General features: G+C 41.0%; 20 protein-coding genes. 7 read left to right on the top strand and 13 right to left on the bottom strand.

What is annotated here, in order from left to right; translation table 11 throughout:
• Nucleotides 1–94 precede the first annotated feature (94 nt).
• Together CWC02_RS00230 and CWC02_RS00235 are read left to right on the top strand one after the other, a co-directional pair.
• Nucleotides 95–694 (top strand): tRNA-uridine aminocarboxypropyltransferase, encoded by a 600-nt coding sequence (locus CWC02_RS00230; protein WP_138600097.1) that lies wholly within the window; start codon nucleotides 95–97, stop codon nucleotides 692–694.
• On the top strand, nucleotides 694–1,470 hold the full coding sequence (locus tag CWC02_RS00235; RefSeq protein WP_138600098.1) for a CLCA_X family protein: 777 nt from the start codon (nucleotides 694–696) through the stop codon (nucleotides 1,468–1,470). Before CWC02_RS00230 ends, CWC02_RS00235 begins: the two co-directional genes overlap by 1 nt.
• On the opposite strand, the gene CWC02_RS00240 is transcribed toward CWC02_RS00235, so the two are convergent.
• The 5 genes from CWC02_RS00240 to apbC form a co-directional block, all read right to left on the bottom strand.
• Nucleotides 1,436–3,931 carry an EAL domain-containing protein gene (locus CWC02_RS00240; protein WP_138615769.1) on the bottom strand — a complete coding sequence of 832 codons (2,496 nt, stop codon included), beginning with the start codon at nucleotides 3,929–3,931 and terminating at the stop codon, nucleotides 1,436–1,438. The two genes, CWC02_RS00235 and CWC02_RS00240, sit on opposite strands and share 35 nt — an antisense overlap.
• 132 nt (nucleotides 3,932–4,063) lie before the next feature.
• Nucleotides 4,064–4,651, bottom strand: coding sequence for a dCTP deaminase (gene dcd / locus CWC02_RS00245; RefSeq protein ID WP_138615771.1), 588 nt, complete (start codon nucleotides 4,649–4,651; stop codon nucleotides 4,064–4,066).
• Nucleotides 4,652–4,879: 228 nt separating this feature from the next.
• Nucleotides 4,880–7,831 (bottom strand): TonB-dependent receptor, encoded by a 2,952-nt coding sequence (locus CWC02_RS00250; RefSeq protein ID WP_138615773.1) that lies wholly within the window; start codon nucleotides 7,829–7,831, stop codon nucleotides 4,880–4,882.
• Between the two features lie 78 nt (nucleotides 7,832–7,909).
• On the bottom strand, nucleotides 7,910–10,054 hold the full coding sequence (locus CWC02_RS00255) for a glycoside hydrolase family 16 protein (protein WP_138615775.1): 2,145 nt from the start codon (nucleotides 10,052–10,054) through the stop codon (nucleotides 7,910–7,912).
• Nucleotides 10,055–10,374: 320 nt separating this feature from the next.
• Nucleotides 10,375–11,454: an iron-sulfur cluster carrier protein ApbC gene (apbC, locus tag CWC02_RS00260; protein ID WP_138615777.1), complete on the bottom strand. Its 1,080-nt coding sequence runs from the start codon at nucleotides 11,452–11,454 to the stop codon at nucleotides 10,375–10,377.
• Between the two features lie 178 nt (nucleotides 11,455–11,632).
• Between apbC and metG the strand changes: the two genes are divergently transcribed.
• A complete protein-coding gene (metG, locus tag CWC02_RS00265) occupies nucleotides 11,633–13,657 on the top strand; it encodes a methionine--tRNA ligase (protein WP_138615779.1) in 2,025 nt (674 codons plus the stop codon).
• A gap of 92 nt (nucleotides 13,658–13,749) precedes the next feature.
• Here the strand turns inward: metG and CWC02_RS00270 are convergent, their stop codons facing one another.
• Nucleotides 13,750–14,565 (bottom strand): hypothetical protein, encoded by an 816-nt coding sequence (locus tag CWC02_RS00270; RefSeq protein ID WP_249364062.1) that lies wholly within the window; start codon nucleotides 14,563–14,565, stop codon nucleotides 13,750–13,752.
• A gap of 83 nt (nucleotides 14,566–14,648) precedes the next feature.
• Nucleotides 14,649–15,308, bottom strand: coding sequence for a signal peptidase I (gene lepB / locus CWC02_RS00275; protein ID WP_138615781.1), 660 nt, complete (start codon nucleotides 15,306–15,308; stop codon nucleotides 14,649–14,651).
• Nucleotides 15,309–15,494: 186 nt separating this feature from the next.
• On the opposite strand from lepB, the gene CWC02_RS00280 reads away from it, so the two are divergent.
• Nucleotides 15,495–15,953: a hypothetical protein gene (locus CWC02_RS00280; protein ID WP_054552939.1), complete on the top strand. Its 459-nt coding sequence runs from the start codon at nucleotides 15,495–15,497 to the stop codon at nucleotides 15,951–15,953.
• A complete protein-coding gene (locus tag CWC02_RS00285; RefSeq protein ID WP_054552938.1) occupies nucleotides 15,954–16,160 on the top strand; it encodes a helix-turn-helix transcriptional regulator in 207 nt (68 codons plus the stop codon). It abuts the gene before it with no gap.
• Between the two features lie 56 nt (nucleotides 16,161–16,216).
• Here CWC02_RS00285 and CWC02_RS00290 read toward each other — a convergent pair whose 3' ends face one another.
• From CWC02_RS00290 to aceK, 4 genes are read right to left on the bottom strand one after another with little or no spacing between them, the layout of a single operon-like run.
• Nucleotides 16,217–16,477 (bottom strand): DUF2999 family protein, encoded by a 261-nt coding sequence (locus CWC02_RS00290; protein ID WP_054561248.1) that lies wholly within the window; start codon nucleotides 16,475–16,477, stop codon nucleotides 16,217–16,219.
• 53 nt (nucleotides 16,478–16,530) lie between these two features.
• Nucleotides 16,531–17,493, bottom strand: coding sequence for a zinc-binding dehydrogenase (locus tag CWC02_RS00295; RefSeq protein ID WP_138615783.1), 963 nt, complete (start codon nucleotides 17,491–17,493; stop codon nucleotides 16,531–16,533).
• An 8-nt stretch (nucleotides 17,494–17,501) separates the two neighbouring features.
• The gene (locus CWC02_RS00300; RefSeq protein WP_166340696.1) at nucleotides 17,502–17,894 is read right to left on the bottom strand and encodes a hypothetical protein; all 393 of its coding nucleotides are present in this window, start codon (nucleotides 17,892–17,894) and stop codon (nucleotides 17,502–17,504) included.
• A 49-nt stretch (nucleotides 17,895–17,943) separates the two neighbouring features.
• Complete coding sequence (aceK, locus tag CWC02_RS00305; RefSeq protein WP_138615785.1) at nucleotides 17,944–19,773, bottom strand: bifunctional isocitrate dehydrogenase kinase/phosphatase; 1,830 nt, start codon at nucleotides 19,771–19,773, stop codon at nucleotides 17,944–17,946.
• Nucleotides 19,774–19,878: 105 nt separating this feature from the next.
• On the opposite strand from aceK, the gene CWC02_RS00310 reads away from it, so the two are divergent.
• Both CWC02_RS00310 and CWC02_RS00315 read left to right on the top strand, forming a co-directional pair.
• On the top strand, nucleotides 19,879–20,826 hold the full coding sequence (locus CWC02_RS00310) for a LysR family transcriptional regulator (RefSeq protein WP_055021137.1): 948 nt from the start codon (nucleotides 19,879–19,881) through the stop codon (nucleotides 20,824–20,826).
• A gap of 112 nt (nucleotides 20,827–20,938) precedes the next feature.
• A complete protein-coding gene (locus CWC02_RS00315) occupies nucleotides 20,939–21,382 on the top strand; it encodes a hypothetical protein (protein ID WP_138602318.1) in 444 nt (147 codons plus the stop codon).
• On the opposite strand, the gene icd is transcribed toward CWC02_RS00315, so the two are convergent.
• Complete coding sequence (gene icd, locus CWC02_RS00320) at nucleotides 21,379–22,653, bottom strand: NADP-dependent isocitrate dehydrogenase (protein ID WP_138615799.1); 1,275 nt, start codon at nucleotides 22,651–22,653, stop codon at nucleotides 21,379–21,381. The genes CWC02_RS00315 and icd overlap by 4 nt on opposite strands.
• A 92-nt stretch (nucleotides 22,654–22,745) precedes the next feature.
• Complete coding sequence (locus CWC02_RS00325; RefSeq protein WP_138615787.1) at nucleotides 22,746–25,427, bottom strand: 7TM diverse intracellular signaling domain-containing protein; 2,682 nt, start codon at nucleotides 25,425–25,427, stop codon at nucleotides 22,746–22,748.
• Between the last annotated feature and the right edge of the window lie 4 nt (nucleotides 25,428–25,431).

The following is a 25,431-nucleotide window of genomic DNA, read 5'->3' on the forward strand; positions in this document are numbered from 1 at the left end:
TAAATCGCAATTTTAGCTGTCTGCTTTAAAAATGCAAAATTACAGCTCTAGCTCATGTATACTAAAGAGACTTCAAATGTATACAAGAGTATCTATGGCTAGAGAATTATGCTCACATTGTGGCTTTTCAATTAAAACCTGTTTATGTGATTCAATAAGCATAATCAATAATAAACTAAAAATCATTATATTACGCCACCCAAGTGAGGAAAAAGTCACTAAAAATACGGCCAATTTACTGAATTTAGGTTTAGAAAATTGCCAGATCATCGCTGGTGAGTCAGAGCAAGACTTTTTACAGCTTGCAACATTGCCAAAAGCAACAACAGCGGTTCTTTACCCTACTGAGGATGCCTTAAGTCTAGATGAGCACACTGCCACTACAGATGCTTTCAAACAGTCTTTAAATCATTTAATCGTAATTGATGGTACATGGAAAAAAGCCTACAAAATGCTGCAATTAACCCCTAGCCTCCGTGCATTTCAAACGGTGAGTTTTAAGCACATACCACAAAACAAATACGTCATCCGTAAAGCACCTCGAGCAGATAGTTTATCAACTTTAGAAGCTGTAGCTCATAGCCTTAAATTAATTGAAGGCATTGATGTAACACCACTATACAGATTATTAGCAGCACTGGTCGATAAGCAAACTCAGCATATGCCGGATGATGTTAAGGCACGCTATCTATAATGCGTGTATCAAAACGACTAAGCGCAGGTTTTCATCGTAAGGGACCCGATTATCGCTTTGATGATCAGGTCGATTTTGACGATATTCGCGACACCTTTGGTTTTCGCACTATGGTGGTTGGTAATTGGGTTAATAAGCAAGAACGGCTATTAGCGGCGAATTTAATTTACGATGCTTTAGCCGATCTTGCGCAAATACTGACTTTACCGCCAACGGCAATTGGCCTTAGAGGGAAACTCAATTTTGCTTTTGGTCATGGCGGACAAAAAGGTGTGCAGGCTCATTATAATGCTCACAGCCAAACCCTTGCGCTGGCTAAAAATGCAGGTGGTGGCGCACTCGCCCATGAATGGTTTCATGCTTTTGACCATCATATTTGTCAGCACTTATTTAGCGGCAGAAAGAGCATGCAATTCTGTTCGGCGCTGTGGCTTGAACAGTCACCAGACTTGAGTCATCCACTTAATCAACGCTTAAATGAGTTTTATCATCAGGTATTTTTAGATAACTCTGGTAAAAATCCAAATGAATTCGTAAAACAATCTATCGCTTTTGATAAGCAAGTAAAGCAACTTTATATGAGTATGCCAGAGGAACTAGCTGCCCGCTGTTTTGAAAAGTGTATTAGCGTCCACCCTAACATCAAAAATAGCTTTTTAGTGAGTGGCTTATCGAAAAGTGGCTTAATCTACCCGGATGAGCAGCATACGATGAATTGTTTTGAAGCCTTGCTTAAATATTTTAATCAGCTAGGTTCGCTGTTGCATCAAGATTAAGGTCAAGTTTTTTTACCTCGCTTATCCAGTCTAAATAATCATCTGCAGCAAGGGGTTTTGAAAAATAATATCCCTGTCCAAACTGGCAACCATAGCTTTGTAACATAGCGAGGCTTTGCTCATCTTCAATACCCTCAGCAACAACATGTGCACCTAAAGTAGTGGCGATATCACAGGTTGCCTTACAGATACTTTGATCATTAACCGAAAACGGCAGATTTAACACAAATTGTTTATCTATTTTGACTTCATCAAAACCAAGTTGGCTTAAATAGGCAAGTGATGAGTAGCCTGTACCGAAATCATCAATAGCGAGTTTTAAACCTATTAAACGGTAATCATCAAGCATGGCTTTAATTTTTTTACTTTCTTCTAAGGTCGCTGATTCAGTGAGCTCTAACATCACTGATTCAGCCGCCACATTTTGCTCATTTAAAATGGTAATTAGCAGCACAGGTAAATTTTTATTTAATAAATCCTTTGCAGAAATATTGATGGAAATAACATGATCGGGTATCAGTTTGCAAAACTTCGCTTGCCATTCAACCCCCTTTTCAACGACCCACTCTGTTAGCTGATTGATCACCCCTGCTGACTCTGCAATTGGAATAAATATCTCAGGACTAACAATACCAAAAATTGGATGTGTCCAGCGCAGTAATGCTTCACAGCCAACTACTTTGCCCGTTTTCAAACATATCTGCGGTTGAAAGTGCAAACTTAGCTGATTTTCATCAATCGCAATTTTAAGCGCTGCCGCAATGGATAACCTTTGTTCAGAAAGCCGCGCACTTTCTGAGTCGAACATACGCCAACGTTCACCTTGTAGGCGCTTTTCAGTCATTGCTTGTATTGCACATTGCAATATTTGTTTCGCGGTATTGCCATGCATCGGGTAATAAGCAACACCAATATCAACACGGTCGACTAAATTAATATCTTCATGGGTGAGCCCTTCTTCAAACACACCATGGATCATGCAGGCAAATTGCTCAATATGGCTTAATTCTAGTTCGCCCAAGATCAAACACCCAAATGTACTATCGTCAATATGAGCAAGCCATGTGCTTCTGGTGGCTTGAACTTCCAACTTTAATGTATTCATGGTCTGCATCTGAATGTTTAATATACTTAGTTTTTCATTGATACAAATATTAGCTTGCTCAAACCCAAAGGTAGAACGTGCATTTGAGAGTACATGAGGTTTAAATAATAAAACTGAAAAATGTTGCTTTTGCGACACTTTTTTCATCATTTGAGCGAGTAAAAATTGTTTATTTGGTAGCTTCGTATCCGCATCGTGCAGCATCGAATAACTAAATGCTGAAATTTGCTGACGGTCTTTTAATAACAGTACGGAGCAGATCGCCAATGATGTGAGCAATAAAATGGTGTTATGAATTCCATGGTAGCCAATACCAAATCCATTCCATAAAAACAGACTTAACACCTGAATAACAATAATTAGAAGCATAAAAATACGCAGATGAGTACGATTACCCTTACGCTTAATCAAACTATAAAATATTACAGAGGCAAAGCACAAAAAGCCCAAACAGCTGACTATAAATAACCACTGACGATTAAAATGAGGCAATAGTGATGACAATAAAGCTGCATTGAATAAACACAGCATCATTGCTTGCCAGGCCTTTTTAAACTTTGCTGTATAGGTATGGATCGCTAAAAAATGATATAAAAAATAGCTCACAAAACATAATGCGAACTCATTAACAGGCCATTTAGATTCCCAATTAAAACCACCAATTAGATAATTTATTAATCCGTTATCGATTAAAAACCCAATGGTGACCAATATAAAATAGGCATTTAGGACTAAGTATTTTGTTCGCTGGGATACAAAAAAGTAAACACCACAAACAAACATACACAAAATCAGCCCCCCTAAAATCGCACCGTAACTCAAAATAGTTTGATGTAAGTCAACTTCAAAACTTTTTGCTGTTTCGACACCTAGTTCTAATGTTAGAGATCTTTTGTGCACGAAGTTAACTAGCGCCCAGCGAGCTCCTTGGCTGTGCTCTATTAACCAATGAGGTCGCACATTCGATAAACTTTCTAGAGAAGCAAGCCGCTGATCATTGGTGGACTGATAATTTTCATCTAACAGATAAAACTTTGCCCACGTTAAGTTAGGCTCACTAAGATAAACAACATAGTTTTTATTTTCAGGCAATTGCTGTAAATCGATAATTAACCAATAAGAGGTTTGTGCTGCGAGGCGAACCGTATTGTTTTCTAAAGCATTTAAAAGCTCAGCATTTTGCAGTGATACTTCGAGTGTCTGACTAAGTTTGGCTAAAGGCTGTTCTGAATCAAGTACCCATACCGGTAAGTTATTGCTTGCAGCATTAATACTGGCACTATGAAGCAATACGCAGCCCAGTAAAACGAGCAAATTTTTTATAACCTGATGGATCAGCTTGCCAATAAAGTGCATTTTAGCTCCGTGCTTTAAACACCAGCTAAAAGTATGGGATGAATACGCTTAAATTGCCAATTTATGAGAATGCAAATAAGTAAAAAGTTTAACAAATAATGATATGTGGCCCAAAGACCACATGTTGAAGGATTATTTATTATCGTCACTAATGCGGCTTGCTACTGCCGTATTTTGATCTTTATATTTAGCATCTTTACGCGTGTTATAAGGGTTCTGTGCTGGGCTTGTCATGGTTTCAAAACTCATGGCACCAATTTTCATCATTGGACGAAGCGCAAGTGGCAGCTTGCCTGAGTTATAAAACTCTAAAACGATATTACCCGACCAACCTGGATCAATACGATGCGCTGTTACATGTACCATCAAACCAAGGCGTGCTAACGACGAGCGACCATCTAACCAACCAACAATATCTGCTGGTAAAGTAACTTTTTCATGAGTAATAGCCAATGCTAATTCACCTGGATGAAGGAAAAAAGCTTCTTCTTCATCAAGCACAATTTCATCACTCATAATTGATTCCATTGCCTTATTAAGCTGATCTTTAGGGCCACTTAAATCAACATACGCAGCAGTATGATCTTGGAAAACACGAAACTTATTGCCCAAACGCAGGTCAACCGTGACACCCGAGATCATTTCATTACTTGGTGCTGGCTCTATAACAATGCGGCCTTCGTCAATATATTGCTGAATATGAGTATCTGATAATCTCATTTATTATTCTACCTAAACAACTTAAACATTTGATTTAAAGTTGGAAAAAACGATAACTTTAACAAAAAACACAAACCTTTTGCGTCTACGAAAAGCTAATTATAGTGGACTTAGTGAGGCATATATTACACAAATCAACTGTGCGTTGCTTCAATAATTATTAATTAATTAAAATAGATAATAAAAAGCCGCTCAACGAGCGGCTTTTGTTCCTTTTGAGATCACATATTAAAAGCTATAACGGGCACCGATTGTGTAACGTGGTCCATATTGACGAGCAAATAAGAACTGCTCTTCGTAACGGCCATAGCCACGCTCAGTTTCGTTGTTAAGGTTTATACCTTCAAAGAAAACAGTCATGTTTTCGTTAATGTCGTAGTTAACACTCAAGTCCCACTGACCATATGTATCGCCAAATTGTGGCGGCGCATCAGATGAGCCTTGTGCTTGACCAACACCAATTAAGTAAGAGTCACGCCATGCGTAAGTCACTTTCACAGATAAACCATCTTTATCGTAAAAAGCTTGGAAGTTAGCTGAGTCACTTAAGCCAGATAAAGGAGCTTGTTGAGTCAAACTTGCTACATCAAATTCAACATCACCATCAACAAACGTAGCATTAACCCCTAAACCAAAGCCGCTTTCACCAAATAAGTGTTGAACAGCTAGTTCAAAGCCATCAACTGATTTACTATCCGTGTTTTGTGGTTGAGAAATATTCCATACCATCAGTGGATCAGAACTCGTTGGTTCAATAGCACCATCCGCATTACCATAACCTAATGCCAGCATTTCATTGAACACAGCGTCACTTGTAGCTTGCTCACCACGAGCTTCTACAGATGCCACAGCTTCAAGGTAACGAGGACCATTTAAGATATCGTATAAACCATCAATGGTTGTTTCAGTTATTTGCGTTTGAATAAAGTTATCTACGTCTTTTTTGAAGTAACCAACCGACGCGTAGCTACCTTCGCCGTAGTAGTACTCAAGTGATAAATCGAGGTTAGTTGATTCAAATGGCAATAGATCAGTATTACCTTGGCTACCTGTACGCGAACCTGGTTTCGGGCTACCCGTTAAGCTACGGCCACCAGCCAAATTACCCAGCGGCGCACGTGCCATGGTTTTACCCCATGAAACACGACCAACAAGCTCGTCTGTAATTTCAACTTTTACGTCGATGTTCGGCAACCAGATATCATAGTTACCTTCTTCTTGATAAAAGTTATCTGTACCGCCAGTTTCGTACTGCATGATCCACTCAGATGCACTCACCCAGTTAACTTGGCTTTCAACACGTTGACGAACCGTACTGGTCACATCCGTTTCTTCATAACGAAGACCTGCGTTAATCTGTACGAAGTAATCAGATAATTCAAACTCCCATAAGCTGTTCACATAGAAGCTTTGCGTTTTCTCTTCTACGTAGCTTTCACTGTCGATACCATCAAAGAATGGATCAATTGAGTATTGATTATCGCCCAATAAGTCTTCATTCAAATAAGCAAGTTGACGCGCTAACGCTTCTTCAAAGCTATAGGTGTAATAGTAATTTGGTTCAAGGGCACTACCACCACCAGAGAATTGATCTAGCATGTCGCCTGTATCATTATAAGTGAACATGCCATCAGGGAAGATTTCGGTGAATGATGGGTTAAAACCAGGGCCGCCACGTAAGCCACTCCATGCAGTAAAACCGCCCATAGTTTGCTTAGTATTGGCAGCACCGAATTTCACTTTAACAAGTGGAATTTCAAAGCTTTCATTAAACCAGGTTGCATGAAGCTGAGCTTGCTCAACATTAGACTCACCAGGCGAGTAAATAAACTGACTGAAGTTTGAATCAATCTCACTTGGATCAAGCACTGTTGAGCCATTGTTCCAATTAACGTAGGCATGCGGAACTTCACCAGTGCGATAATCATATACTTTGCTCTGTAACTGATCTGAGCCAAGAATGATTTGACCATCAGAACCTAAGCCATCATCTGCGCCGTTATCTGTTTCGTTTTTCGAATCATGATAATCAAACTCAACTTCCCACTGGTCGTTAATTTGCCACTCTAGGTTTAAACCAATTGAACGTGCTTTAACTTCAGTAGTGCCACGGCTTGCTGTAAATGAACCATCATTACCACTGATATCGGCATAAATCGCTGTACCATTTTCATCAAGCTCATAGCTGTTAATGTTACTGCCAAACTCATTCCAAATACCCCAACCCACGGTATTCACACCGGTGATTGCACGACTCGCCGTGTAATCAACCGTTGCAGTGAAGCTTTCAATTGGCGAGTACTGTAAAGTTACTTGGCCATTAGTGCGCTCACGTTCAACATCAGCAATGCTGTAGTTCATGTCTTTCGGAAAGAAATGATTACCGACACGGTTGCCTTCGCTATCGACTGCACGAGGGTCAATGTAGTCAGCTTCATCAAGGGTCGGTAAATCAACATTGGCTTGCCAACCTTGAATATTGGCGTTTTGCTGTTGAAAATCACGTTCTTGATGTGAGAATGATGCCGCAAAACCAAATGTATCATCAACATAAGTATTGCTGTACATTGCAGAAAACTCTGGGGTTACATCATCACCGGCCTCATTAGATGAATCGTGAATAGCCTTAATAGACGAGCTAAATTTCTCGCCAGGGCTATTTAATGGGCGCGTAGTAATAATATTTACCGTAGCACCTAGACCACCACTTGGTACATCTGCTTGCCCTGATTTCGCTACTTCAAGTGCACTGACACCGTCAGCGGCAATATTCTCAAGGGCGTAAGAACGGGTGTAACCCGTACCTGGCATTTGACGGCCATTCAGCATTACGAGGTTAAACTCAGGACCAAAACCACGTACCGTAATTTCGCTACCTTCGCCGTTAGAACGACTCACTGATACACCGGTAATACGTTGTAATGATTCAGCTAAGTTAGTATCTGGGAATTTACCCATCTCTTCTGCTGAAATCGCATCTACAACACCTGTTGCATCACGTTTCATATCCATGGCGCGGATCATACTGCCACGAATACCTTTAATTTCGATAACTTCAATATCGTTATCAGCTTTCTCTTGTTCATCTTGTGCATAAGCAGACATAGTGCCCAGCCCTGCAGTTAAGATCATCGCAACTGACGCTGCAAGAGGTGTTTTAATAAATTTTGTGCTTTTCATGATTTACCTGCTTTTGCAATATGTTGTCATGGATACTGGGTGCCATATTCAGCACCCATCACTTGTTGCCAATGTTAATTATGGGTTTGAAATAACTGCATTATCAATACGGAACACAGCTCCCTCACCTTGACTCCACGCAGGAAATACCATGATGACATCAATTGAACTTATGTCTAAACCGGCTTGTAACAATGAATTGACCGTAAAAGTATAGGTTTGCCACTCACCTGCAACAGGGTCAACACCTTCTATGCTGGTATTAAGGTTAACTTCAACTGCAGTACCACCATTATCAGGGCCACCACTAGATTCTACTTTAACAAACCAAGCTGCATCCGGTGTTGATGATAAAGAGGTGATCTTCATCTCAAATTGCAATACACCCTCATCAATTAAAGATGATGCATCAAATTGACTGCCACTGCCGCCTGATGTAGTACGGTTGTTAAAGCCAACAACGGTTGGTTTTGGTCCAATCGAAAATTCAGCAGTCAAACCATGTTGCTCATCATCGACGGCCTCAATAGGTGCTAAATCACCACAACAGTTCCAAAGTGGCCAATCAAGATTCATCTCGTCAGCAAAAAGAGTTAATGTTGCAGGAGGTGCATCATTTGTGATCTCTACATTATCCACACGATAAACAGCACCATCACCTTGACCCCACGCAGGGAAAATCATGATCACATCAATCAGCGATACATTTAAACCCGCATCAGCTAATGTTTGCAGTGGGAAGGTATAAGTTTGCCATTCACCAGCAACTGGGCTAACACCTTCAGTGCTAGCACTTAGGTTTAGTTCAACGGCTGTCTTGCCTTCATCACTTTCAATTTTGAAAAGCCAAGGTGCATCTGGAGTAGAAGGTAATGAAGTCACTTGCATATCAAAACGCACAAAACCATCTTCTAACATAGCGCTGGCGTCATAAGGAGTGGCTTCACCATTTTCATCGGTAATAAAGAGAGCACGGCTAATAAAGCCATTTACTGTAGGTTTTGCACCTACAACAAACTCAACTACATTACCACGCTCTGCATCTTCAACAAGCGCAGGTGTTGATTCACCGCAACAATCCCATGCAGGCCAGTTAGGGTTAAAACTGCTATCAAAAATAGTAAGCGGCGTTACCGTGCCATCACTTGGTGGTGTTGGAGCCGGAGCTTTGCCTTGCACAAGTGCATCGTCTAAGTTGTCGTAACCCGGGCGCACGGTTTCACAGCCTTTACCTGTGTCAGGGTCTTGTGCACATTCGTAAACACGTACATAGTCAACTTCAAAAGTTTGACCATTTTCGAATGCAGTTGCATCAACACCCAGGGCATTAACGTTTTCAGGCCAATCACCACCCACTGCGAAGTTCAGGATTAAATAAAATTCTTGATCGTAAGGAGATGCATCCCAAAAAGTCGTTAACTCTCCGGTTGTTTGATCGAAGTACTCTGAATACCAGCCTCTGTGCTTAAGTGCAATCTCATTGCCCTTCGCATCATAAAGCACTTCTGATTGGCGCTGTGTAGCATATAAATAATCATCTACGTACCAACGAATTTCCCCCTCTTGCCACTCGATAGCATAAGTATGAAAGTCATCAGCAGGATTAGAATCTTGCGCGAAGGTATAAGCTTTGCCACTGCTATCATTATTTGGCCACTCTTGGCCGTAATGTAATGTGCCGTAGATATTTGATTCTACACCGTCTTCGGTTGGTACTTTTAAATTAACCGACTCAACAATGTCGATTTCTCCTGAACGAGGCCATCCACCATAAACTTCATCGGTAGGCATCATCCAAAACGCAGGCCAAGAACCTTGCCCACTAGGCAGCTTTGCGCGTACTTCAAAGCGACCATATTTAAAATCAGCTTTGTAACGAGTATTAATACGCGCAGAGGTATAAGGCTTATCAGCACCGTCTTCTGCAGGCAATGCAACGATATTAAGAATACCGTCTGCAATAAAGGCGTTTTCGTCACTGTCGGTATAACATTGTTTTTCGTTATTACCGCCACCCGCACAGTTTATTTCGAAACTCCATTTTTTGTCATCGATAGCATCGCCATCAAAATTATCTTCCCAAACCATCACCCAGTCTGAAACAGGCTCAGTTGGGTTGACAGTATCAATTTTCGTATCTGTGGCAGAGCCGCCGCAGCCAGCTAATGTCGCTACTGAAAGCGCCATTGTAAGTTGTGTTAAGTGTGTTTTGAATCTGTTCATTGCATTGAACCCTAACATTATGTGTTTGTTAGTACTCAACTGATTTATATGAATATTATTCTAACCAGTCAATTGTAAGCGCTTACATTTAAAGATAAATAAAAAACCCCATAAATGTAAGCGCTTTCATTAGACTATGATAAGGTTATTAAAACGTCAATAAAATATTAACATTTGTGGCGATTTTGTTTTTTGGACATGTTTAACGAAAATGTAGGCTATATACGGCTAAAAGAGGGGTTTAAGAGCAAAGTTAATGATAAAGAACCACCCAAGATTTTGTTAATAAGAAAAATCCATTAACAAAATCTTTGCAACAATCAATCTTCAGTAATGACTATTTCAACTGCGCTTGTGTGCGCCTGTTGATAATACAAGCTACTGGCAAGTACACGGGCAGCGGTTTTGTAGGTTTCGCTTATTTGAGCCGCGTTGTCTTTGGCAATTAAATCGCCCTGCTCCGAGCTTTCACGAATTTCAATGGCCAGTGGAATATTTGCCAGCACAGGCACACCATGACGATGTGCTAATTTTACGGCACCATCTTTACCAAATACATGATTAGGCTCACCACAATGACCACATAAGAAGTAGCTCATGTTTTCAATTAAGCCAAGCACAGGCACGTTCACTTTATTGAACATGGCAATGCCCTTTTGTGCATCGGCTAGGGCTAAATCTTGAGGCGTGGTGATGATCACCGCACCACTGGCTGGCACTTTTTGGCTCATGGTTAATTGAATATCACCCGTGCCTGGAGGCATATCAACGATGAGATAATCAAGCTCTCCCCAAGCGGTCTCGTTCATTAATTGATTAAGTGCACCTGATGCCATTGGTCCGCGCCAAACGGTTGCATCATCGCTTGGTACTAAAAAGCCAATCGATTGCGCTTTGAGGTTATGCGCCTCAAAAGGAAGTAAGTTTTTATTATCGGCTGTTTTCGGCTCAGCCCCTTGTAGGCCCAGAAGCAGTGGAATAGACGGGCCATAAATGTCGGCATCGAGAATACCCACTTTGGCACCTTCTTGCTCTAAAGCTGAGGCAAGATTCACCGCTGTGGTTGACTTTCCAACACCCCCCTTTCCTGAAGCAACGAGCACAATATGTTTGATTTGCTTAAAACTAAATGTGCTTGGTAATTTCACTTTAGCGCTAATTGACACAGGCACTGATAGTATATCGGCGACAAATTTTTCAATGTCGTTGATTTCGCCCAAGCCAGCAAAAGGGAGGTTTAATTTGACTTGCCAGCTTTTATCGCTGTTTTGATTAAGCCCTTCGAGCCAATCTTGCTCAATACCAATGGCAAATGCGCTACTACGATAAGCGGCTAAGGCAGCAATGATAGGTGCTTTTTCAGCCGATTTACTTGAGAATAGTTTTGACAGTCCAAACATAGCAATAAATTAGCGTTTCTTTGATGAAAAGTGCTGCGGAATTATGTAACATTCAAGGCATTAAAACCAGACAATTAGATAATATCATTGCTTTAGGTTGCATATAAGCAACTCACAATGAATTAAATAATGATATTCGAGCATATTTGCATCGAACTAATCTCAACTCGGAATGATTATGGCACAGCGAAAGATCCTGATTACTAGCGCATTACCTTATGCCAATGGCCCGACTCACTTAGGTCATTTACTAGAATATATCCAAACTGATATTTGGGCGCGTTTCCAAAAACAACAAGGTCATGAAACCTATTACGTTTGCGCGGATGATGCTCACGGCACACCAATTATGCTTAATGCGCAAAAGCAAGGGATCTCGCCAGAAGAGATGGTTAAAAACGTGAGTGTTGAACGTCAACGTGACTTTGCTGATTTCAACATTGAGTTTGATAACTATCACAGCACGCACAGTGAAGAAAACCGTCATTTCAGCGAGTTAATCTACAACCGTTTAAATGAAGCGGGTCACATTAAAAAGCATACTATTTCTCAACTTTTCGACCCAGAGAAAGGTATCTTCTTACCAGATCGTTTTGTAACAGGTACTTGCCCAACGTGTAAGTCAGAAGATCAAAACGGTGACAGCTGTGATTCTTGTGGTGCAACTTACAGCCCAACTGAGCTTATTAACCCACGCTCTGTAATGTCGGGTGCTGAGCCAATTTTAAAAGATTCTGAGCATTACTTCTTCGACCTACCTGCTTTTGAAGACATGCTTAAAGAGTGGTTACACTCAGGCACGATTCAACAAGAAATGGCGAACAAGCTTGATGAATGGTTTGCAGATGGCCTGCAGCAGTGGGATATCAGCCGTGACGCACCTTACTTTGGTTTTGAAATCCCTGGTGCACCGGGTAAATATTTCTACGTGTGGCTCGATGCACCAATCGGCTACATGGCAAGCTTTAAAAACCTGTGTGATAAAAAAGGGATTGATTTTGATGCATTCTGGCGCGAAGACTCAGATGCAGAGCTTTACCACTTCATTGGTAAAGATATCATCTATTTCCACAGCTTATTCTGGCCTGCAATGTTAGATGGCGCAAAATTCAGAAAGCCAACAAATGTATTTGCCCATGGTTTTGTAACTGTGAATGGCGCGAAGATGTCTAAATCAAAAGGCACTTTTGTTAAGGCGCGCACTTACCTTGATAACCTAGATCCTGAGTATCTTCGTTATTACTACGCAGCAAAACTAAACAACGGCATCACTGACCTTGATTTAAACCTTGAAGACTTTGCACTACGTGTAAACTCAGACTTAGTAGGTAAAGTGGTTAATATCGCAAGTCGTTGTGCAAGCTTCATCACCAAGAAGTTTGACGGCAAGCTTAGCGACACCGTAATGGACGAAGCGCTATTAGGTGAGTTCCAAGCGGCTTCTGCAAGCATTGCAAATCACTACGAAAACCGTGATTACAGCCGTGCAATTCGTGAAATCATGGCCCTTGCTGATAAAGCAAACCAATTCATCGACGCTAAAGCGCCATGGGTGTTAATTAAAGACGAAACAAAACAACAAGAAGCACACGATGTATGCTCACTTGGTTTAAATATGTTCCGTGTACTTATCACCTACTTAAAACCTGTTCTACCTGGTATGGCTGCAAACGTTGAAGCCTTCTTAAACGACGGTTTAACATGGCAAGGCGCGCAAACAGCGCTGGTTGGTCACGCAATTAATAAGTTCAAACCGTTAATGCAACGTGTTGAAATGGATAAAGTAAACAAAATGATTGAAGAGTCAAAAGAAAGTCTAGTTGCTGAAAAAGATAAAGTTGATCCAAACAGCCCACTAGCAAAAGAACCTATCAGCCCAGAAATCGAATTTGATGATTTTGCGAAAGTTGATTTACGCGTAGCAAAAATTGCTAAAGCAGAACACGTTGAAGGCGCAGATAAGTTATTAAAACTAACTTTAGATTTAGGTGGCGAAACGCGCCAAGTATTTGCAGGTATTAAATCGGCGTATGCACCAGAAGACATTGAAGGCAAGCTAACGGTAATGGTAGCAAACCTTAAGCCTCGTAAGATGCGTTTTGGTATGTCTGAAGGCATGGTGTTAGCAGCAGGCCCTGGCGGAAAAGAAATTTATATTCTTAACCCAGATGAAGGCTCAGAGCCTGGCATGCGTGTAATGTAATTACACAATTGCTAGTTAATATAAAAAACCGTTGTGTTTAGGCACAACGGTTTTTTTGTATTTAATGAATGCTTTAGATTAATGTTGTTAGCTTAAGAGCTGGGGCATGCAGGGTATTCAGCAAGCACTTGTGTAATTATTTGCCCAAACTGCTGGTGTTGCTGTTCGGTAATCGCAAAAGCAGCATTGTAAGCTAGGGTATCTGCAAGCTCACCTGTTATAACTTCATAAAAAGTCATCGCGGTCAGTAAGTGCCCTGCATCTGAAGCATGATTACCATCTGCGCTGTAAAAATTAAGCCCAGGTAATGCGGCGATTGCTTTGTCCCAAACTAAGCCGATTGGTGCAACACAGCTTGCCTCTTTTTCGCTAATCGACAAATGCAATTGATAAACAAGCTCCCCTTCTTTGCTATCACCTCTTTGCGGATGCTCAGGAAACAAAATAGGTGTAATTTCCAGCTCTTTTGCACTGGCAATTAATCGCTCAGCCTCATTTGTAGAATAATTAACAGAGCCAGACTGAGAATACTTTTGACCTTGAAAAATAGCATGGCTCCAATTGGCTTGCTGTAGCTTTTCAACATTGCCCGATGTGTTCACTATTTCATCTAAAAAGCGACCACTGACGGTAAGCGTTGAAACTTGAGCGTTGGTTAACTCACTGGAAATAAGCTGTTCAAGCAAATCCCCTAATCTAGCACTATGGCTATTGCCATAAATAATAATTTTATAGTCAGCACTACCACTGTTATCGACAAGCTCAACACCTGTATCCGGTGTTGAGCTGTTAGTGTCATCAACTTTTGTAGATTCGTTTTTTGAGCTCGAACCACATGCAACTAGGCTAATTGAAAAGACGAGTAATAAATAACATCTAATTAATTTCGCAAACTTATCAATTATCATACTTTACCTTTTGGCTTATTATTTTTATGTCGTTAATATTGAAACATAAAATTATAAATTGCCAATTTTTGTACGATTTTTATCTAGGGTGCTAAGTATAAATCATGTAAAAGCCGTTCTTTTCGAGGTAAGTAATAGTTATCATAATCGAGTGACACTATAACTCTTTTAGCTTTACCTAATAACTCACTGCGAGGCACGAGCCCAATCACTCGCGAGTCTGCACTGTGGTCTCGGTTATCACCCATCGCTAGATACATATCCTTTGGAATAACGACAGGTGCAAAATGCTGCATCACCGAGGGCGTTTTTGATACCTGAATAGCGTGCTGAACACCGGCAAGATTTTCAATCAGTGTTTGCTGCTGTTGCTTGTCATCAGCTAATAAATAATCAAGCGCTTTACCGTTAATGATCAATCTATTATCGACTAAAGTCACTGTATCTCCCGGCACGCCAATAACACGCTTTATCAAACGGTTATTTGCAGCCTTAGAATCAAATACAATAATATCGCCGGCTTTTGGCTCATCAGTACGCATTAGCGAAATATGACTAAATGGTACACGCAGATCATAAGCCATTTTATCCGTTAAAATACGGTCCCCTTCAACGATGGTCGGATTCATAGAACCTGTTGGCACTTCATACCAATCAGCCACTGCACTTCTAAACACACTCATCAAGCAGATAAATAAAATCAATGAGCGATTATTTTTCCATACCTTTAAAAGCCAGTTCATATTCGTTCCTTATTTATTGTTTGTGTCATTAGGAGTCTGAGCGGTACAAATTAGTTCTTAACTAAATGTAACGAAATGCGTCAATGATAAAAATACCATACATGATGTTAAAAATATTTGACACAGCAAGCAATGAGTAGTTTACTTAACACCAAGTCAAATATTTTTTACATAGGGTGGAAGAAAATGAGCTACAAAGAAATGACAATTTGGGGCACCTTGGTGGTAACCATAGGCCTGTTAAGCTATTACCTGTTAGGTATTAATTCACTACAAGCCGCGGGTGCTCTAAGCCAAGAGACCATGGTGTCTTATTTGTATAGGGTTGCCGTAGTTGCGGTGATCCTAGAGATAATTATGCAATCTGTACTTGCTGGTATTAAACACAAAGAAGCAGACTTAGGGGATGATGAGCGTGATAAGCTCATTGACCTAAAAAGCACCAAGCTTGGTCACTGGTTTTGCTCTGCAACTATCTTAATATGTGTATTTTTAGCGACGCAAATTGAGCGCGTATCTGGACGCATGCTGTTACCTGAGGTCTCAGATCTATATAATATTATGCACTTTCTTATTATTGGTTTTTTAGTCAGTGAAATTATTACTATTGCCAGCAAAGCGTATTTATATCGAAGAGACAGCTAGATGACAAAACAGCTCAGTAATACCATTCGGGAACTTCGATTTCATCACAATGAAATGACTCAGCAAGCATTGGCAGAGGCTGTTGGAGTTTCAAGGCAAACCATAGTAGCGATTGAAAAAGGTAAATACTCACCGTCGCTCGAGGTGGCTTTTAAGATTGCTCAACTGTTTGATAAAAAACTAGACGACGTGTTTTCGTATCAGTAATTCACAAAAAAGGTTAGCCGAAGAGCTAACCTTTTTTATATTCGTATCATTTAATTTTATGACTGCTGATTTTTGAACTGCGCTTTGGCCTGCTCAACTTCATCATCACTGATACCTACTGATTCAGCTGCTTCTTTAATAAGGTGTGGCTGTGTCATCACTAATGCCATCAACTGTTGAAGCTTTTCTGGTGGAATACCTAACTGTTGAACCAGACCCATTGCCATCATTGGGTTTTCCATAAACGCTTGAAACAGCTCACGCACTTTCTCGTCACTTACATTGTGCTCTTTGAGCATTGCAATAATAGGGTTCATATTAACCTTTACTTTTAACTACTAATAAAACCAATAATATGGGCAAATTGATGTTATTCAACTAACATCACCACTTTTCCCGAGTTTTCGTTGTTATCTAAAATACGGTGAGCCTCATTCGCTTCTTGCCAATTTAAGGTTTTATAGATATTACAATCGAACAGCCCGTTGGCCAAGTCATCATAAAAACGCGAAATAAACTGCTCTTTTAAATCACGTTTAAATTCAATTGAACGGTTACGCAAGGTTGATGCATGAAAGGAAATACGTTTGCTAAGCAGCCTTGCAAAGTCAACCTCAGCAAAGCGCGCATCTAAAAAGGCTAACATCACAATTTGGCAATCCATTGCTGCAACGGCAGCATTTTTATTTAAATAGCGTCCTGAGACAGGATCAACAATAGTATTGGCCTGTAAATTATTGGCTTTGAAGTACTCCACAAAATCAGTGGTTTTATAATTAATGGTGTGATCTGCACCAAGCTGTTTGGCATGCTCACACTTTTCATCGCTACCTGCAGTTATCACTACTTGAGCACCCGTGCGTTTTGCCATTTGAATTGCCGCCCCACCGACACCACTGGCTCCCGCATGGATCAGTGCCGTTTGCCCCGCTTTGAGCTGACCAAATTGAAATAAGGCAGAAAAAGCCGTTAAATAAACTTCGCTGATTGCAGCGCCTTGGGCCATTGTCATTTCATCTGGTAACGGCATCACTTGTGCAGCATCAACGGCAACATACTCGCTGTAAGCACCGCCCGCGCATAAGGTAAAAACACGTTTATTCAGCCAATCACCGGATACTGCACTACCTTGCTCAATAATGGTACCGGCGCATTCTAGCCCTAAAATTTCACTGTCACCTTTGGGCGCAGGATATTTACCTTGTCGCTGTAAACAATCTGCCCGATTAACGCCGATTGCTGCAACAGCAATAAGAACTTCGTTATCTTTTAGTACTGGTTTTTCTGTTTGCGCAAAATGTAACTGTGAGTCATCGTGCTTAATATAACGCATATCACCTTCTATTTAATTCGTTGCCAGATCTCAGCTTCGACTAACTTACCATTTTCATACAAGGTGTGGTGCCACAAGTCACCTTCTATTTTGTAATCAAATGCCATGGTCTTACCAAGTAGTGAAGGTACATTACCATAGGAGAAAGTTTCGATAAATTGCTGGTCTTGCAAAACATATTTGCCGCCACCAGCATAATGAAAGTTGCCTTGCTTTTGGGTGATATAGCTAAAATGACTGGGTGTAATCAGTTTAACTGAGGTTATTTCTGGCGCTTTTGCCGTCACATAGCCGTCATTGGTTGCATATTTGCCTTCAACAAATTGCCAGCTACCTAATAACGGATTGGCGCTTACCATAGACGAAATAAATAAACTCGATATTAACAGTGTGTTTTTCATAGTGCGTTCCTTAGCTTTTTAAACAGCATACGCTAACACTATGTTCCTATTAAACAGTTATAGATTGAGATTTTTTCATTTGGGCTCTCATCGAAGAAAAGCGCCAAGACTGCTTATAAGGATAAACATCAAGCAATTGCCCATCATTTATAGCTGTTTGTAATTGCTGCCACATTGTGGCGGTGAAAATATCTTGATGCGCAGCATTAAAGTGCTCAAACGCTCGCTTATTAGCGCTAAAAAATACTTTAAACTGGCTCGGAAATACGTCGTTTTCTGCGATATCAAAGTAGCTTTCGCTGCTTAGCTCATCTAATGAGTCCTCGGTTTTTGGCAGCTCTCTAAATTGACACTCTGTCATCGGGCAAATTTCATCGTAGTCGTAGAACACCACTCTTCCCCAACGGGTTACACCAAAGTTTTTCATCAGCATATCACCGGGGAAGATATTGGCCCCCGCGAGCTCTTTTATTGCTTTACCGTAATCAACCATTACTTGCTGCAGTTTTCGCTCATCACAGTCGTTGATGTACAAATTAAGCGGTGTCATTTTGCGCTCTACATACACATGGCGCAAAATAAGTGCATTACCCGAAATCACAAGGCTGTCACCAATTTGCTGCTGCATTATTTGTATAAGCTCATCACTAAATCGGCTTAAATCAAACGCTAAATAACGAAATTCGTGGGTATCAACTAGCCGGCCTACTCGGTCGGCTTGTTTCACAAAGTCGTACTTGGCCATTACTTGTTGTTTGGTGGCCGTTTTTGGTGCACTAAATTTATCTTTTATTACCTTGTACACATAATCTGAGCCTGGGGTGGTAAATACCAGCATCACCATGCCCGGTGTCCCCGGCGCAAGTGTGTATTTATCGTCAACGGGGCTATTACGGGTGGTATCAACTTTGTAACGATAAAACTCGGTTTTCGCGTGTTTGATAAAGCCTATGGCATTAAACAGCTCAAAACGTTGCTTATGGGGCATTAAAACACTGAGGTAATCAACATATCGGGCGGGTTGGTCAGTGTCGACCATAAAATAAGTACGCGCAAAGCCAAACAACAAGCTGAGTTGATCAGCTCCCATCATCACGGCATCAATGTGAAGTCCTTTTTCACTGTTTAATAGCGCAATCGCAAATGGCATGTTATCGCCATTTTTAGCAATACAGCGGCCTATGATGTAACAGGCTTTATTTCTGAAAAACAATGAATTGGCGTATTCAATATAGCCATCGTTGAGAGCAAGCAGCTCATAAACTTGTGGGCATTGTTGTTTCGCTCCAGCAATCAAGGTACGCTGTAACATGGCAACATCATCAGTAAAATCAGCGTATTGTGAGCGAAACACATGGCGTTTAATCAAGCTACTAATCGCACTTTCAAAGCCATTTTGCAGGGAAATGCGGCTAACCAATGAATCAAAGGGTCTTGGCCCCAGTTGATAGCGCGCTTTTAGCACAAACAAGTGCACATTGCGGATTTTTCGTGAGTCCCAAATTGCACCGAAGGTTGAATTAAAAAAGGTATGAGCAATGGGCTGGTTTTCGTGATTTTGCACCATTTCTGCGTATATTTGTTTGGCTAGTAACCAAAGCGCTGGGTCGTCTACTTCGCTATAAGCAATAATTTTTACCGCTTGGCTTACCTTTTTTACTTGCCCTTCGTAAACCTGCAGTCGCGATTTCATAGCTCCTTGAACTTGATGCCACTGGCGCTGTTCAAAACGACTTTGAGCGCCGAGAGTTATATTTAAAAACTCTGCAAACATAGCCTCAAAGCCAGCATACACCGCACGGGCAAGCTTAGTCGCTACGACCTGATTTAACTGTTCGCTGTGTGATTTAACAGCCAAATGTGAACTCTGCTGTGGCATTATTTTTATCGCTTATGCTGATTATTTTAGTCGCCTTGTTTACACACAATAGCAAGCGCGCTTTAATTTAGGTAATTAATAAAGATAATAAATAAGATTGATCAAATGAATATTAGGCACGTCGACCTCAACCTATTAGTGTATTTAAATGTTCTCATTGACGAACAAAGTGTGTCTAAAGCCGCCAATAAGCTAGCTTTGACTCAACCTGCAATGAGTAATGCCCTTAAACGTTTGCGTGATTTATTTGATGATCCATTGTTAGTGAGAGCCGCTGGCACAATGACGCCAACAGCAAAAGCGCTCAGCCTTAAACCAGAGATAGAATCACTGTTAAAAATGGCCGAAGAAATTACTCAGCCAAGTGAAGTATTCGACCCGAGTACCGCGAATATAACGTTTCGGATCATGGCAAACGACTACCTTGAATCAACCCTTATTGCGCCGTTCATCACTCAGCAGCTTGCAAAAAATCCGGGGCTTAACTTTGATATTTTGAGCCCAAGCGATGTTAACCTTCAAGATATGGAAAAAGGCACCATCGACCTTGCCATTAATCGCTTTAACGGCCTGCCCCGCTCATTCCACCAAGCCAGTGTGTGGCGAGACAATTACTGCTGCTTAACACACCCAGACAACCCTTACTTACAACAACAAAACCTTGAAGGCTACCTTGCACAAGAACACATTTGGGTAAATCGGGCTGGTTGGGGCGTAGAAGCCGCAGTAACAAATAAATCAGGCAGCCAAAAACTTGGCTGGGTCGATGAGGCATTATGGCAATTAGAACAAACCCGCAATATTCGCGTATTCACCCGCCATTACATGGTGGCGAGCCTACTTTGCCAATCACCTCAACTTATTGCCACATTGCCCCGCCGCCAAGCCATGTTACTTGCAAAACACACTGATTTGGTAATAAGTCCAGTGCCATTTCAAATAGTTCCTATTGAAGTAAAAATGTTATGGAGCCCTTTGCTACATCACGCAAACCCGCATCAGTGGCTGCGTAGAGAGCTACTCGCCTTTGCCAGTACTGTGGCTGATCGCTAAAAACAAGCATAATATTGATAAAATCAATATCAGTTATTGAAAACAACAATTTCATTAATAATGAGTGAAGGGCTAGAGTGAAGTTAAGCACATAAACAAAGAGAAAATGATTATGGAAACTTCAGCGCAATTCACTCAACAGGACGGCCTTTACATCAATGGTCAATTACACTCATTCATCGAGCAGCAGCTTTGTAAAAAAAGCGATTTAGCTTGCGAAGAAATTTACCAAACACTGGCAACCATGGTTGATGAGTTTGGTTGCCAATGTCGTAAAACCAAACATCAAGATGATGATGTTTTACAAGCAGACACACTGTTAAAAGCATATAGCACAGTACGTACTCACCCTCATTGCCATGTTGATGCACAAACAACAACTGCGGTGCTCGATGAATACTGCTGCCAAGTACCAGCTATTTTAGTGGTTGCGTTAATGGATACATTAACAGGCATGACAAGCAATGAGCCAGGTGCAGAGCACATTTATCAACGTGCAGCACAGTTAACAGGTAAACCATGTGTCTACGCAGTTAAAAGCGCCAATGCCGCTTAATATGGTTCATTATTTGAGTTACTTATTCGCGCGATGATGCTTGTTGCAAAATCACTGCAACTAAGCATCGTCGCATCGGCTACTAAGTTAGCCAAATCAAACGTCATTTCATTCGCTGTAAGCGTCTCTTCTAGGGCTTTTTCTATTTTATTCGCCGCTTCGTGCCAACCCATAAAACGTAGCATCATGACCGCACTTAAAATACTGCTTGTTGGATTTGCACTGTCTTCCCCGGCGATGCGATTAAATGTACCATGAGTCGGTTCAAAGAAGGCCACTTCATTATTTAAGTTTGCCGCAGGCATAATACCTACCCCACCAACTTGTGCGGTTAGCATATCAGCTAAGTAATCGCCGTTTTGATTGGTTGTTACCACCACATCAAATTGCTCTGGGGTGAGCAGCGCTTGTTGTAGCATGTTATCAGCAATGACTTCTTTGATGATTAAATCATCTTGATTATCTCGTTTGATCACTAACCAACGACCATTTTCATGCGCTTCAGCGTTAAACTCTTGCTCTGCTAAGGCAAATGCCCAACGTTTAAAGGCTCCATCGGTAAATTTAAGTACATTGCCTTTGTGCACCACAGTCAGTGATTCACTGTGCTCTTTAAGGGCAAAGTTGAGTGCGTAACGCATTAGTCGCTCTGCCGCCTCTTTCGAGCTATTTTTAATGCCAATGCCACATTGGTTATCAAAACGAAGTCGGGTGACACCCATTTCTTGGCATAAGAAATCAAGCATACGTTCGTTGTCAATACTGCCAGCCTGCCACTCAATGCCCGAGTAAACGTCTTCAGAGCTGTCGCGTATTACTGTGATTTGGGTTTTTTCAGGCTCTTTTAAAGGAGAAGGTAAATGCGGGTAACTGCGAATGGGCCGCATGTTAACGAATAAGTCCATCTCATGACGAAGAGCCACATTTAAAGAGCGAAAACCACCGCCAAGGGGGGTTGTTAGCGGCCCTTTTATGGCAATTTTATACTGCCTAACGGCATGTAGGGTTTCTTGCGGGAACCAGTCGCCGTCGTATAATGCTGCCGCTTTTTCGCCATTGAACACTTCCATCCAATGTATTTGTTTATCACCTTGATAAGCATGACTCACCGCAGCATCGACAATATCTCGCATCACCGGGCTAATATCTTGACCCACACCATCGCCTTCAATATAAGCAATAACCGGGTTATCAGGAATATGCCATTGGCCCTTACTATCAATCGTAATTTGCGCGCCGCTCGAGGGGACTGAAATATGTTGATACTGCATCATGCCTTCTCAGCAAAGAGTTTTAACAATATTAATATCAAGAAATAGCTAATTTGTCTGTGCTTACAAATAAATAGCCGCTATTCAAGCAATCAATGGGTTACCTTGGTAAATTCATTTTCCATCGCATTAAATAATGAGCCAATTAACTGGGTATCCAAGGTTACAGTATCCTCTTTTAAGGCCGTATCGACAGCCACTGCTTTTACATACAGCATTTCACACTCAAACATATTAGCTGCACCTTTGAGCATATGCACATTTTTGCTGAACCCTTCTAAATCCATTTTTTTATATTGTTCTAGCATTTCTTTGTACTGTGTCTCTAACCCTTTTATATAATCACTTTTTAATGCCTGAAACTCTTTTTCAGGCAACTTTATATCTGCTAACTCATCGCATTCTAAATAACTGGCAATTTTATGACTAAAGGCATTTCTATCGATTGGTTTTGCAATCAAATCATTAAAGCCCTGCTTCATATAACGCGTCACTTCATGCTTCATAGTATTCGCTGTTAGCGCAATGATAGGCACGCTTACTCCGGTTGCTTGCATCATTTTTAAAGCTTCTTGGCCGTCCATAATCGGCATTTGAATATCGAGCAAAATAAGGTCAAAGCTGTCTTCGAGGGTTGCTTGTACTGCGTCTTTACCATTTTCAACAGTGGTCACTGTCAGCCCCATACGCTCTAATATTCGCGCAATTAAACGTCGGTTGTCTGGGTGGTCTTCGGCAAGTAATACCCTACCCTTTAAATTCTCTGGTGCATCAAGCTTACTAAACGGTGAGGTTTCAACAAGTTTCACTTCGCTCATATCATTGAGCCAACGAGTGTTGTCTGTGGTGTACACCGACATAGTGAAAATAAACTCACTGCCAGAGCCGACATTACTTTTAACGCTGATATCCCCATCCAATTTCTGCGCAAGGCTCTTTGAAATATTAAGACCAAGCCCAGTACCACCATATTGCCGAGAAATACTCGAATCCGCTTGATAAAAAGCACTAAATAACAACTGCTGCTCTTTTTCAGTCATACCAATGCCAGTATCTTTTACACTAATTGACAACTTATCGTTGTGACAGCTCACAGTTAAGGTTATACGCCCCACTTGCGTGAACTTAAGGGCATTGGTTGTTAAGTTTAATAAGATTTGCCTTAATCGACTCGGATCGGTAATCAAGTAGTCTGGTAATGGGAACTGATAATCGACACTGAACTTTAAGCCCTTATCGCGAATTTGCTTGCCAATGAGCGACTCTATATTGGCAATCGTGGCAAACAAGTCTGTTTCGACTAAATCAATTTCGAGCTTGTTAGCTTCAATCTTCGACATATCGAGGATATCGTTAATTAATCCAAGAACATGACGACTATTTTGCAAAATAACCCCAATTCCATGGTTGCGCTCATGGGGCTTAATATCCCCGAGCATAATGCCATCTGCATAACCAATGATTGACGTCATTGGGGTGCGAATTTCATGACTGATATTCGCTAAGAAACGGCTTTTAGCCTCATTTGCATCGCGAAGCTCTGAGGCGAGTTCTTCAAGCTCCAACGTTCTTAAATGGACTTTTTCTTCTAGATTTTTGTTGAGCTCTACGTTGTCATCGTGAAGCAGTCTAAACTTATCGGCCACAGCAAACGCCAGCAACATAGCGTCCATAGCGGTGCCTATCAAACCCAATAAATATAAATTAATGGAGGTTGCTGGCAGCAAGCCTAAATTAGTTAAATTACCTACCATATTCGGTAGCATCATGGCTATGTAAGCAAGCACAAAATATCGCGCTGGCTTAAAGCCAATAAGCATACAGCGAATACCTATGTATAAGCCTAAACATAAAGCAACGCCCGTCACTAACGTTGACCAATAAAAACCAAAGCTTGGCCATAAAATACAAAACGGTATACCCAAGGTCGCGATCACACCCACCATCAATGATAATTGCGCCAGTTTTGGAAATGTCTCTTTGAGTTTAAGCAAGTTGTTGTAAAACAGAATATTGGTTAATGGCGTGAGCGCAAAGCCAAGCCAATGAAGGTGAGGATTATAGTAACCAAATAGCTGATCCGAAATATGGAAAAAGTGGCTCCAAGCAAACACCCAAGATGCAGTAAATAATGCATAGTAAAGATGTGTCACATCACGGGAAACCAAATAAATTAATAAGTTATATAAGCCAAGCGCAATACCCACCCCAAAGCAGAGCATCATGACCATATTTTCAACGGTTATATTCTGAAAATAATCTTGGTATGGCGTTAATACTAGCTTTGCAGGGGTATAAAAGTAGTCACTTTCAAAATAGGTAATTAGCGTATAGCGCTTGCCTTTCTCAAGAGACAAACGATTACCATAGTGGAATGCAAACTGATTTGGCTCTTTACCACCCGTTACAAAGTGCTGTATGGGGGCTGTTGGATCAGTGATATCGTAAATGCGGCTTTCTATTTTTGAAACCAAGGTGTTATACGGATAGAGCACTAAATCTTCGATATCACTTTGATTTTCAATTTCAACAATTAACCAATAACTACCACCAACCGAGCTTATTCGAGATTGTGGCTTTTTGCTGGCTCGCCAAGTATCAATTTCAGCCACCGATTGCGGGAACATATTATCGTTCGCCGTAAACACATCACCGACATCATGAAGATTTTGATCAGCCACAGCATCGGTGTAGACAAACGTCTCTTGTGCATTAGCCGAAACACTTAATAACAACAAAAACAGCAGAGTACTAAAATACAGCTTAAACCGCATTCAC

Origin of the sequence: Pseudoalteromonas sp. S2721 (assembly GCF_005887425.1) — a bacterium.
GTDB classification, from domain to species: Bacteria; Pseudomonadota; Gammaproteobacteria; order Enterobacterales; family Alteromonadaceae; genus Pseudoalteromonas; species Pseudoalteromonas simplex.